Annotated in this window: 10 protein-coding genes; 3 read left to right on the top strand and 7 right to left on the bottom strand. The window is 66.8% G+C overall.

Going from position 1 to position 12,298, the window contains the following annotated elements:
- The first annotated feature begins 9 nt into the window (after positions 1-9).
- The 3 genes from IG196_RS08440 (at position 10) to IG196_RS08430 (ending at position 5,180) form a co-directional block, all read left to right on the top strand.
- Positions 10-1,770, top strand: coding sequence for a GMC family oxidoreductase (locus tag IG196_RS08440; protein ID WP_192195782.1), 1,761 nt, complete (start codon positions 10-12; stop codon positions 1,768-1,770).
- Between the two features lie 10 nt (positions 1,771-1,780).
- Positions 1,781-2,137, top strand: a complete 357-nt coding sequence (locus tag IG196_RS08435; RefSeq protein WP_225616975.1) for a c-type cytochrome — start codon at positions 1,781-1,783, stop codon at positions 2,135-2,137.
- A 319-nt stretch (positions 2,138-2,456) separates the two neighbouring features.
- Positions 2,457-5,180, top strand: coding sequence for an ATP-binding protein (locus tag IG196_RS08430; RefSeq protein ID WP_225616974.1), 2,724 nt, complete (start codon positions 2,457-2,459; stop codon positions 5,178-5,180).
- Here IG196_RS08430 and IG196_RS08425 read toward each other — a convergent pair.
- From IG196_RS08425 to IG196_RS08395, 7 genes are all read right to left on the bottom strand, one after another.
- Positions 5,171-7,879, bottom strand: a complete 2,709-nt coding sequence (locus IG196_RS08425) for an ATP-binding protein (protein WP_192195781.1) — start codon at positions 7,877-7,879, stop codon at positions 5,171-5,173. The two genes, IG196_RS08430 and IG196_RS08425, sit on opposite strands and share 10 nt — an antisense overlap.
- Positions 7,872-8,552: a LuxR C-terminal-related transcriptional regulator gene (locus tag IG196_RS08420; RefSeq protein ID WP_192195780.1), complete on the bottom strand. Its 681-nt coding sequence runs from the start codon at positions 8,550-8,552 to the stop codon at positions 7,872-7,874. Before IG196_RS08420 ends, IG196_RS08425 begins: the two co-directional genes overlap by 8 nt.
- Positions 8,549-9,178 carry a response regulator transcription factor gene (locus IG196_RS08415; RefSeq protein WP_192195779.1) on the bottom strand — a complete coding sequence of 210 codons (630 nt, stop codon included), beginning with the start codon at positions 9,176-9,178 and terminating at the stop codon, positions 8,549-8,551. Before IG196_RS08415 ends, IG196_RS08420 begins: the two co-directional genes overlap by 4 nt.
- Before the next feature lie 83 nt (positions 9,179-9,261).
- Positions 9,262-9,510 (bottom strand): hypothetical protein, encoded by a 249-nt coding sequence (locus IG196_RS08410; RefSeq protein WP_192195778.1) that lies wholly within the window; start codon positions 9,508-9,510, stop codon positions 9,262-9,264.
- A 37-nt stretch (positions 9,511-9,547) separates the two neighbouring features.
- Entirely contained in the window at positions 9,548-10,366 is an 819-nt protein-coding gene (locus tag IG196_RS08405; protein WP_192195777.1) for an alpha/beta fold hydrolase, read from the bottom strand.
- Between the two features lie 132 nt (positions 10,367-10,498).
- Positions 10,499-10,843 carry a hypothetical protein gene (locus IG196_RS31995; protein WP_225616973.1) on the bottom strand — a complete coding sequence of 115 codons (345 nt, stop codon included), beginning with the start codon at positions 10,841-10,843 and terminating at the stop codon, positions 10,499-10,501.
- Positions 10,844-11,005: 162 nt separating this feature from the next.
- Positions 11,006-11,779 (bottom strand): sensor histidine kinase, encoded by a 774-nt coding sequence (locus tag IG196_RS08395; protein ID WP_192195776.1) that lies wholly within the window; start codon positions 11,777-11,779, stop codon positions 11,006-11,008.
- Positions 11,780-12,298: the final 519 nt, after the last annotated feature.

Raw genomic sequence — 12,298 nt, 5'->3', positions numbered from 1 at the left:
TCTGTTCCCATGACTCACAAACTTCCCAAACGCGCCGTCGTCTTCGTTGGCGGCGGCCTCACCGCCGGCTTGGCGGCGCGGCAGATGATGGATTCCGGCATCGACGTGCTGGTGCTCGAGCGCGGTGGCGATCTCGCCGGCAGTGCGGCCGCCACGTTGCCCAATCAGCGTGACGAACTGCGCTGGGCCGTGCGCAACAGCCTCGTGCAGAACTGGGCCAACGAGACCTACACATTGCGTCATTCAATCGGCGAGAGCGCGCTGCCGGTACGCCGCATGGAAGCCTTCCTTCCCGGCGAAGGCATGGGCGGCGCGGCCAATCACTGGAACGGACAGACCTGGCGCTGGGCCGAGTACGACCCGGCCCTGCGCACCCGGCTCGAGACGCGCTACGGCAAGGCGGCGATACCGCGCGAGATGACGGTGCAGGACTGGGGCGTCAGCTACGCGGAGATGGAGCCGTACCACGACCTGTTCGAGCAGCTCTTCGGCATCGCGGGGCAGGCCGGCAATGTCGGCGGGCAGCTGATCGAAGGCGGCAACCCCTTCGAGGCCCCCCGAAAACGCGATTTCCCGCAGCCCCCGCTCGAAATTCTCGAGTCGGGTCGCATCTTCAAGGCGGCCGCTCAAAGCCTTGGCTACAAACCGTTCCCGTTGCCCGCCGCCAACTCGCCGCGCGCCTACTCCAACCCCGATGGTGCAAGTCTCGCGCCGTGCCAATACTGCGGCCATTGCGAGCGTTTCATCTGCGAGGCCAATGCAAAGGCCAGCCCGGCAGTGCTGCTGTATCCGCTGCTGCAGAAGCAACGCAATTTCGAGATCCGTCTTCACTCGCAGGTGACCGGGCTCGTCTACGACAAGCACGCCCGGCGCGTGACCGCCGTGCAGTTCATCGACCTGCAGACCGCGCAAACGTATGAGCAGCCGGCCGATGTCGTCGTGCTGTCCGGCTTCACCATGACCAACACCAAGCTTCTGCTCACGAGCGGCATCGGGCGCCCCTATGACCCGAAGACGGGCAAGGGCGTGGTCGGCAAGAACTTCTGCTACCAGGTGATGTCATCGGTACCGGTGTTCTTCAAGGATCGGTTCATCAATCCGTTCATGGCGTCGGGCGCCTCGCAGATGGTGGTGGACGAGTTCAACGGCGACAACTTCGACCACGCAGGGCTCGGTTTCTTCGGCGGCGGCTACATCTACTCGAACGTGACGAACGGCCGCCCCATCAATTCCCGGCTCCACCCGGCCGGAACGCCCCGCTGGGGATCGGCGTGGAAGCAAGCCAACGCCGACTGGTATGCGCACGCCTTCAACGTCGCGGTGCACGGCAGCAACTACCCGCACAGCCAGAACTACCTCGACCTCGATCCGACGTACCGCGACGCCTACGGCCTGCCCCTGCTGCGCATGACCTTCAACTTTCACGAGAACGATCACCGGATGAGCGAGTACGTCACGAACAAGGCCGCCGGGATCGCGCGCGCCATGGGTGCCACCACGGTCGGTGCACCGCAACCGCGGCAAGGCGACTTCGATACGCGCCAATACCAGACTACGCACACCACGGGTGGAACGATCATGGGCGCCGACCCCGCAACGAGCGTGGTGTCGCCGCGACTTCAGCACTGGGATGCGCAGAACCTCTTCGTGGTTGGCGCCTCTGTCTACGCGCACAACGCGGGATACAACCCCACGGGTCCGCTCGCGGCATTGGCGCTGCGCCTGGGCGATGACCTGGTGCGCTATGCAAAGCAGCCGCGCATGCTTTGAGGAGACTGAGATGCGAACACTCCTGCTCACCGCCTGCGCCGCAGCTTTCATGAACCTGGCGCATGGCCAAGCGGCCGTGCAGCCGCCCAAGACATGGACCACCTGTGCGGCATGCCATACAGCGCAAGGCGCGGCCGCCATCGGGCCGCCACTGGCCGGCGTGGTGGGCCGAAAGGCCGGCTCGTCGCCGGGGTTCGGCTACAGCCGAGCCATGAAGAACGCACAGATCACCTGGGACGACAAATCCTTGGCGGCCTTTCTCAGCGATCCGCAACAAGCCGTGCCGGGCAACCGGATGCCTTTTGCGGGCGTCCCCGATGCCGATGAGGTCGCGGAACTCGTCAGGTATTTGAAGACGCTGCGATAGCGAACAACTGCCCGGCGGCCGACGCCTTTCACGCCGGGCACACCTTCGGTCGGCTGTCACGGCGCCTTGATCGACGGGGTGGCGCGGGTCTGCGCAGTGCCAGAGCCGAATCCAAGCGGTCGCTTCGCACCGCATGCCCCTATGGCCCATGGGCAGCAGGGCCTAGGCCGATGCCGCGCAGCCTCCGGCTACGATCAAACGGATACTTGAGTCTCTGCCCATGGAAACCGTCGACCCGATCCGCCTTCCCAGTCAACCGCCTTGCGACGCGCGCGCCAAGCCGGCGACGACGTGAGGTGGCCCGTACCCCATCATTCAAATGAAGCCCGAGGAGTCACCTGACCTGGCGTCGGCAGAAGTCCGGTGGTACTTCGGCGTTTTCGTTCTCTGGGAGGCGCAGCGCCGACTTGAGCGCGCCGGCGAGGCCGTGCGACTGGGGCCGCGCTCTTTCGATCTGCTGCTGCAACTGATCAAGCGCGCCGGCGAATTCGTGAGCAAGGTCGACCTGCTTGCGGCAGTCTGGGCGGGCGTGGTGGTCGAAGAGGCCAGCGTGCGCGTCCACATGTCCACGCTGCGCAAGGCACTGGGAGAGCCGGGCGGGAGCGACGAATGCAAGGAGTGGATCTCCAACATTCCGCTGCGCGGCTACCGCTTCAATGGACGTGTCCGACGCGAGGCTAGCGGCATCTTGACCAGGCCCGCGGCACCACCGCCCGATCCCGGTTTCACACCGCTGCCGGTTCGGCTGACCGAACTTGTCGGTCGCGAAGCCGATGTGGCGAACGCTCTCGAATCGCTCGCAGCCCACCGGCTGGTCACGATCGCAGGCACGGGCGGCATCGGCAAGACCCGGCTCGCGATCCACGTGGCGCAGAACCATCAGCACCGGCACGGCACGGAGATCGCCTTCATCGATCTGTCGTCGCTGATTTCCCAGGATCACGTGCTCGGCACGTTGGCACGCGCCGTGGGGGTGCCGGCCGACCTGCCGAACATCGTCGAAGCCATCACACAGCGGCTGGCGGGGCGCGCCGTGCTGTTGTTGATCGACAACTGCGAGCACGTGGTGGATTCACTGGCGCCGCCGATCGACGGCCTGCTTTCCGTGCTCCCCGGCTTGCGCATCCTCGCGACCAGCCGTGAGGCGCTTCGCGTAGCGGGCGAGTATGTCTTCCGATTGCCCGCGCTCGCAATTCCGGACGTCGAGCAGATTTCGCTCTCGCAGGCGCTGCACTGGCCCTCCGTCGAATTGCTTGTCGAGCGGGCCAAGGCCGCAGGTGCGGGTGCGTTCGACGAATCGCACGGTCCCCTGTTGGCCCAGATCACCAGGCAGGTCGACGGCATTCCCCTGGCAATCGAACTGGTGGCCGCGCGCCTGGGCGTCCAACCGGTCGCCGATCTGGCGCGCAGGCTCGACGACCACATGCGCCTCTATGCCTTCAGCCGCGCCGCGCTTGCACGACACCGAACGCTCGCCGCTGCCCTGGACTGGAGCATCGCGCTGCTCAGCGATACCGAACTGCGGCTCTTTCGCTGGCTGTCGGTGTTCCGCGGCCGTTTCGATGTCGAGTCCGCGCTCGGCGTGAGCGCCGGCGGCATGGACACCGAGGTGGCATTCGACGCACTGATCTCGCTGGTCAACAAGTCGCTGGTCTTCTTCGACAGCAGCGACGCTGTCGCGCCCTACCGGCTGCTGGACACGACGCGAAGCTATGCCGCCGCGCTGCTCGCGCAGAGCGACGAACGGCCGGCGTTGCTGCGGCGCCATGCGATGCTCATGCGCGATCTCATGAAGGCCGCGGCGGCGGAACTTTCGGACCTGACCGAAGAGGCCTGGGCCGATCGTTATGCGCACCGCCTGGACGACGTGCGTTTTGCACTCGAAGTCTGCCTCACGCAGCAACCCGACGCGAAGATGGCCGCCTCGCTGGTGACGGCTTCCGCGCCCTTGTGGTTTCACCTGGCCCAGGTTGTGGAGTACCGCGACCGGGTCTCGGCAGCGCTAGCGCTGGTCGATCGGCAACCCACGCGCGACACGGAAACGGCGACCTGGTTGAACACGGCGCTGGTCAGTGCCCTGCTCCATACCGGCAGGTCCTCACCCGAGCTGGAGGCTGCCGCGGACCAGGCCCTGGCCGGCGCGCTTGCCGTCAAGATCCCCGTGCTGGAACTGCAAGCTCGTTGGGGCCGGTGCACGCACGACATGTTCCGCGGGGAGTATTCGGCGGCCCTGGATCAGGCCCACACTCTCATGGCGGCCGCGCAATCCTGGTCCGACCCTGCGGCGCTCAATCTCGCTCACCGCGTGATGGCCATGGCGAACCACTTTTGCGGCCACTTTGGTGTGGCAAGACTGCACAGCGAAGCCTCCGTGCGCGTGGGCGGCGGCCTCGGCCATGCCCGGGCCAACATGGTGGGAGTGAACGCCATCGTTGCCGCAAAAGCCATGCTGAGCCGAACGCTCTGGGTGCAAGGGGAAACGGCCAAGGCCCTCGAAGAGGCCAGCGACGCGGTGGACCGCGCGCAAGCGGCCGGAAAGTCCGTCTCTTTGTGCTCCGCGCTGTATGGCGCCTGCCCGGTTGCGCTGTGGGCCGGTGAACTCGAGCTTGCCGCTCAATGGATTCAATTGATGACGGACGAAGCACAGCGCAAGGGCTTGGTGGGCTGGCTGCGCTATGCCGAGTGGTTCTCCCAGGGGCTGCAGTTGGGCATCGCGCCGGACCGGGACCTGTACGTGCGCGAGGTGGCCGGCCAGCTCGCGACCTATGACGCGCCCCACCGGGAGATGCTCGCGACCTTCTGCGTCGACTGGGTCGACGACGAGATGATCGAGCGCGTCTCGCGCGGAGGCAGTCCATGGGTCGCCGCGGAAGTCTGGCGCGCTGCCGGGTGGCGCGCGGCGCACAACGCTGCGCCCGACGAGGCCGAGGTCTTCTACCTGCGGGCCATCGAAACCGCCAGGCGACAGGGCGCCGTCGCCTGGGAACAGCGCGCCTCACTGGCACGGACCCGCCCGCCGGAGGCGCGATCCGTTCAACGCTGACACGTCCGGGCGCGAAATGCTTCCAGCGTCTGCGCCGCACGCAACTCCCAGGCAAGTGCGCCTTGCGAACGTGCAAGGGCATGGGCCTGTAGATAAAGCGTCTCGGCTTCGGCATCGTTGCCCTGCAGTTCCATGCGCCGCCCGGCAGCACGGCAAACCTCGGCAGCACTCCACTGGCCTTCGCCCTGCTCTGCGCGAGCCACCAATCGATCGTCCACCCACCGGTCGCAGAACGTGACCATCATTTCCCTGCGGGGCTCGTCCATGGCCAGGACCTTTGCCGCAACGGCATCGATGTGCGCGCCGACGTCGTCGACCTCGCCGAGCTTCATGGCGTCGGCGTAGCAAAGGGCCCAGTCGTGCCAGTAGGCGAAGCCCTTGGAACGGGTCTGCTGCAGCATCGTGTCGACCCAGGCGCGCGCTGCCCGCCATTCGCCGGCCCATATGGCCATCGGACAGATCCAGAAGAGCGCAACGCACAGGGACAGCGCGTGCTCCAGCGCCTGCGCCTCCTGCACACACCGGATGGCAGTGGCCATGGCAAGACGGCTCTCGCCCTGGATCCACAGCGTCCTGGCAAGAATGGCCAAGGCGGTGGTGCGTGCGTCGGGCTGGAACGCGTTGACATGGTTGCGCCGGATCGCGTCGTCCGCGTCCGCCGCCGCTTCCGCGTGCATCCTGGCCTGGGCGAACACGCCGCAGAAGTGACTGGCGAGCGCCAGCATGCGGTGCGAGAGATTGCGTGTCACCGCGTTGGTCGAGTGGCTCGCGAACTCGCTCAGGATCTGCGCATGCTGCAACGCCGGCGGGTACGCGCCGCGCGTGACGTTCAGCGCACAAAGGCCCCACCGAGCCTGGAATTCGAGCGTCTTCATCTGGAATTCCAGCGCGCAACCCAGCGCCCGCTCGCACGCCTGCGTCATCTCCGACACCGTGCCGCCGGTGTGCCACAGCGCGTTGTAGAGCGCGATCTCCAGCCGCCCGGCCGTCAGGCGGTCAGGTACCTTCAGCGCATCGACGTGATCCAGTGCCGCGCGAACCCGATCCCGGTATTCACTGACCTCAGACAGGCGGAACCACAGCGGTGCGGACGCGACGGTGAGCGCTCCGGCGATCGTCATGTCGTCATGGTGGCCGATACACGCATCCAGCGCCGCACGAACGTCGTCCAGGGAGCCGCGGTAGCGCTGCGTCCAGGCATCGGCGTCCAGCGACGCGAGCTCCGCGGTGGCAATGCCCATGAGGTCCAGCATGAAAAGGGCGTGGCTTTTCGACACCGCGTCTTTCTCGCCCGCCCGCACGAGCAGCGCGTGCGCGTAGCTGCGGGTGGTGTCAAGCAGGCGGTAGGGCGAGTCCGCGGCCTGATCGGTGTCGTAGACGACGAGCGACTTGCTGGCCAGGCTCAGCAACGCGTCGGACGCCACGTCCGGGTCCAGCGCACTGGCTGCCACGCTCAGCGCCGCCGCGACGCCGAAGTAAGCACGAAACACGGACAACCTGCGAAACAGGAGCAGCTCGGCATCGCCCAGCAGGCCGATGCTCCAGTCCAGCGTCGCAGCCAGCGTGCGTTGTCTTGCCAGCACAGCCCGCCCGGCCGTCGAATGCAAGCGCATGTGATCGTCGAGCCTGAATGCCAGCTCGCTCACGGGTTGTGAGCCCAGGCGGGCCGCGACCAACTCGATCGCCAGTGGGATGCCGTCCACCTGCTGGCAGATCCGGATCAACGGACCGCTGCTCGCGTCGTCGAATCCGCGCGCGCCCGCGGCCTCCGCCCTTTCGATGAGCAACTGCACCGCCGGCGAGCGCAACGCATGCGCCAGGGAAATGGGCGGGGACTGCTCGACCGCCAGGGGCATCAAGCGAAAGACATGTTCGCCCCCCACGCGAAGCACCTCGCGGCTGGTGGCAAGAACCTGCAACCCGGGCAACGCGGCGAGGAATCTGCCCAGGAGCGGCGACAGCCTCTCGATGACATGTTCGCAGTTGTCCACGAGCAGCAGCGTCGCCCGCCCTTCGAGGCGTCGGACCATGGCTTCCTCGATGTCCGGCACATCGCCTCGCACGCCGATGGCGCGCGCCATGGTCGTCAGCACGTGGTCCTGCGAAGTCAGCGGCGCGAGATCGACGAAGCAGACCTGGGCGTGCGGCGGCCTTTCCGGATAACGCGCGGCCACGCAGATGGCAACGCTGGTCTTGCCCACGCCGCCGGGTCCGGCGACCGTGACCAGCCTGCTCGCCGCAAGCATGCCGAGCAGGCGCTCGACCTCCGCCTCGCGTCCCACGAGCCTGGGGAAGCGAGTGGGCAACCCGGCCGACGCTTCCCCCAGCGACGCGTGGGCTACTTGCGTCACGGCAGCGGACGGCACGAACTCGCCGTGCACCCGCCCCAGGAAGCGATAGCCGCGCAATGGGATGTTGGCGATCCATTCCAGGCACCCGTCCTGAGCACCGGGCCGACCCAGGGCCTTGCGCAGGATCGACATATGGACGCGAACGCTCGCCTCCTCGACCACCGTGTCAGGCCAGACCGCCGCGAGCAGCTCATCCTTGCTGATCACTTCCCCGGCGCGACCCACGAGCGCGACCAGCAGTCCGAGGGCACGCGATCCGAGCCGCACTGGCTGGCCGTCGCGCTCGAGCCTTGGCTCGGCTTCCGACAGTGCGAAGGCACCGAAGCGCCACCGGCGATTCTCAGACACAGACCAGCCCGCGCTGTGTCGCCTTCACGGCCACCTGCACCCTCGAGCCGACATGCAGCTTCTCGCAGATTCTGGAGACGTGTGCCTTGACGGTGGTGGCGGAAATGTCCAGCTTGCGAGCGATGCGCTTGTTGCAATCGCCGTTCACCAGGAAGCGCAGCACGTCTTCCTCCCGGGCGGTGAAGCCCGTGCGCGGGGCGCCGTGCCTGAAAAGCGTCTTCGTGCGCTTGCACAGGTAGAGAGGACCTCCTCGCGCCACTTGGCGGATGGCCTCCATCAGCTCGGCCGGGTCCGCGTCCTGGCGCAGATAGCCGCGCGCCCCGCGGGCGAGCGCCTGCATGACCTGCCCTTCCTTGTCCAGCTGCGTCACGACGATGACGCGCGGCGCATGCAAGCCGCCGGCCACGCCCGTCGGATCCGATGCCGATGCCGATGCCGATGCCGATGCCGATGCCGATGCCGACGCCGACGCCGAGGCCGACGCCGAGGCCGAAGCAAGCAGGCTCAGTGCGCAGGCGTGGTCGGCCACGACCACGTCCACAACGCGCTCGTCGGGCCTGCCCCCCGCCGGCACGTGCAACCCCGGTTCCTGGTCGATGAGCGCGACGAGCCCGGCCATGACGAGCGGATCACCATGGGACACACGCACAGACAGATCGATGGAGCGGATCATGGCGATGCCTCCAGCAGCAGGCCGCGGCGAAAGGCTTCGCCGATCGCGGCGATCCGCGTCGGCTTCTGGAGCTTGCGCAGGATCGCCTTCACATGGGTCTTGACGGTGCCTTCGCCGATGCTCAGGCGCCGGCCGATGTCCTTGTTGGCCAGGCCCTGCGCCATGAGATGGAGCACCTCGAATTCACGGGCGGTCGGTGCGGCGGACGAGAAGTTGTCCAGCAACTGGTCGGCCACCGGGCAGGACAGGTACCTGCGTCCCCCTGCAACGCAGCGCACCGCGTCCGAGAGTTCCTCGACCGAGCAATCATGCAGAAGGTAGCCGCGCACGCCGGCGTCCACGGCGCGGCGAATCTGCCATCCGGTGCTCTGGTCCGTGACCACGAGGAAAGACCTCGGCCCGGAGCCGCCCCGGCCAGGAGGGACATTCGTTGCCCTGTGAACGCCGGTTGCGTGATCCGTGACGAGCACGTCGACGGCGTCGCCGCCGCTGTCGAGGTCGGAGAGGCCCGATTGAACGACGAAGTCGGCACGGGAGCGCAGCAGCGATGCGATGCCGGCGGCCACGTAGGGGTCGCGGTGCGCAACCGCCACATGGATCGGCCTGGCCTGGGTAGGCGCGGTCATGGGCTTCAAGTCCTTCTGGAAGTCATGGGTGAAAGTCTGTGCAGTTGGCAGTCGCGCCGCCAGTTAAACCGTGTCAAGCCTTGTTAAGGGTCCGGATGCGCCAGGGCCTGCGCGACGGCGCCCCGGGTGACGGGAGCCTGCGGTTGCAGCGCGCCCCGGCAGCGCCCGAGCGCACCGCAGAGCAAGGCGACAGCACTCCCGCTCGTTGGCTGCTGCGACTCGGAGGCGGCGATCACCGCACCTGCGGCGACCGCGACCGTCACGATCACGGCGCTGGCAACGTTCTTGAGCCATTCCAACCAGACGCGGCGAGGAGGCAGCGAGACCTTCATTGGTATGCAAGCGCCAGGACACGAGCGGCGCGCAGCCTCAGGGCTGTGCCTTAGCGACCGCGTCTGCGGCTTCGGCGATCAGCCGGGTCACGAGCTTCGGCCGCGAAATCATGACCACGTGGGAAGCACCCTTGACCACGACCGTCTTCATCGACTTCGCACGCTCGGCCATGAAGGCCTGCGCGGCAGCCGGAATGTTCTTGTCTTGGTCGCCGTAGATGAACCAGGAGGGCAGGTTCTTCCACGCGGCAGCAGGCGACGCTTCGCCCAGGGCGCCCTCTGTGATGGGGCGTTGCGACACAGCCATCAACCGGGCAAGCGCCGGTGGCACGTCTTCGGCGAATTGCTTGCTGAACTTCTCCTGCTGGATGTAGAGGTCCTTGGCGCCGTCCGGCAGGAGCACCGGTGCAGCCAGCGCCGAGCCGAGCGTGCTGCCGGGAAACTTGCCCGACAAGTCGGCCGCCGATTCACCAACCTCGGGGGCGAATGCAGCGACGAAGACCAGGCCCTGGACATTGGGCTTTCCCACCGCCGCAGCGGAAATCACCAACCCGCCATACGAATGTCCGACCAGCACGACGGGCCCAGGGATCGACCCCACGAGGGCTGCAACGTAGTCCGCGTCGGACTTCACGCCGCGAAGCGGATTGGCGACCGCGACAACGGGAAAGCTGCGCGCACGAAGGTCGCGTGCCACGTCGTTCCAGCTGGCCGATTCGGCGAAGGCGCCGTGGACCAGCACGACAGTGGGTTTTGCCGGCGCGCCCGATGTGGCCGCGCTTGCAGGTGCCGACAGGTGCAGCGACAGGATGCCGATGGCTGTGAATGCGCTTGCGAGTTTGGAAAAATTCTTCATGCTGATGTCCTTTGATGAATGAATGGCCTGACTTGAAAAAAAGCGCACCCCTTGCGGGATGCATCGCGAGCGACAGGTCCAGGCGTTGGCCTTCGTTCGTTCTGAAAATCGGGTAGTGGCAATGAGCGGGGCTCAACATGCGCCGAAAAAGTGGCTTCTGTGCGCATGGGCGCTGGCGCACGCCGGCGCAGGGTTGGCCTGGCGGGCGGCGGCTGCGGAGCAGATGTCATGCACGGGCGGTGTGGCACCGATGGCCGCGGTCGCAAATCGCAGTTCCGCGTGCGCCGCCTCACCGGCGGCGACCGCGCAGGCGGCCACGATGGCCAGCAGCGAGATACTCATGTACCCCGCGCTCCAGATTCGGTCGATCGCGCCTCGCGGCGCAGCCTCCGCGGCCGCCTGCAGGGACTGCGCTCGCGCCTTGAGCGTGCGGCGTGTCGCGCCTGATGGCGCGCAGGAATGAACGCGCTGCGTCATGGTGACTCCTCAAGGGCGTGATTGCCCTGACCTCAGGACGGCTGGGCTCCGGTTCGCGAACATCGCGGCACGGCTCAAATGCTAGTTTTCGCATCTCGGTTGCGGTAGGCATGCCGCAGGTACTGCCGTGTTGCATGCCCGGCATCAATGTGCGGCGCACCGTCAGGCGCGTCGATGAAGAGGAAGCCACACGTTGAACTCGGCGCCGCGTCCGGGTCCCGCGGACGTCGCCTTCACGAAACCACCATGGGCGACCGCCAGACCGTGAACCAGCGCCAGACCGATGCCCAGCCCACCGCGCGAGCCGCCGTCCCCCGTGCCGGCTTGGCTGAACAGGCCGAAGACATGCGGAAGGAACTCACGCGCGATGCCGCAACCACTGTCCGCCACCGCGAGACGGGCGAAGCCATCTTCGGAAGAAAGGCGCACCTGAACCTCCGCGCCCTCGGGTGAGAACTTCATCGCGTTGTCCAGCAGGTTGCCCACGACCTGCTCCAGCCGCACCGGGTCGGCATGGCAGATCAACGGATCGGCCGTCTGCATCTGCGCGCGCAAGCAACCGGAGGACCAGCGCGCACCGAAGGCGGTGACAAGGTCCAGCGCGAGGGCGCCGAAGTCGACCTCCGCGCGGCGCAGCGCCAGCTTGCCCGTTCGCAGGCGCGAGAAATCGAGCAGGTCGTCGATGAGCCGCGTCTGGCTCTCGATGGCGCGCTGCATCGCCTGGGCGATGCGCTGCAGTTGCGAGGGCTCCGCGGATGCGGGCAGGCGCTGCAGCAGGCTGGCGTTCATCTGAATGACATTCAGAGGCTGCCTGAGTTCGTGCGAGATGACGGCCAGCGCCCGGTCCCGGATCGTGCAGCGCAAGCTCGTTGCGGCTCGAACGTCGTGCGGGGTCTGAAGGGCGGATTGCGCGCCCTCGGTGTGATAAAGGTTCACGAGAAATCCGTGCTTCTTGATGCGGCCGCCCCGGATTCATCGCGGCGGGGGGCCTCTGTGATGAACGATGTTGTTCTCTGGTTTTTCGCGATGACACCGATCGTAGGCAGCCGCATCTCCTTGCAGAAGGGCGCTGCGGTGGCGCACCGTGTTGCCGGCGGAACACCAATCGGCGAGAGCCGGCGCGGTACATCGTTCGCGATCTCAGGACGCTTCGTTCACCCGAACCGGGTTCCTGAACGGCCCCTCATCGCATCCAATCGCTCGACATCGCCGACAGTGGTGATTGCTGCCCATGCAAAGCGCACATCGCGATTCCTGTCACAAAACCTCGGGCCTGGCCGTCTTGCATATCGAAGGGGGCTCGTCCCCGCCGCCAGCCAGTTCATCCCGCACCGTGGGGCCGAACGGCTGCGGCCTTCATCTTGACTGGATCATCGAATGAAAAAATCTGCGCTCGAGGCATTTCCCATCGCGCACTGGCGAGTCGCCGCCGTCCGACGCCGCGCGGGCCTGCCC

It is taken from the genome of Variovorax sp. 38R (assembly GCF_014843395.1).
In the GTDB taxonomy this organism is placed as follows: domain Bacteria; phylum Pseudomonadota; class Gammaproteobacteria; order Burkholderiales; family Burkholderiaceae_C; genus Variovorax; species Variovorax paradoxus_H.
Note: the sequence above shows the minus strand (reverse complement) of the source record. Positions and strands in the feature narration are given on the sequence as shown.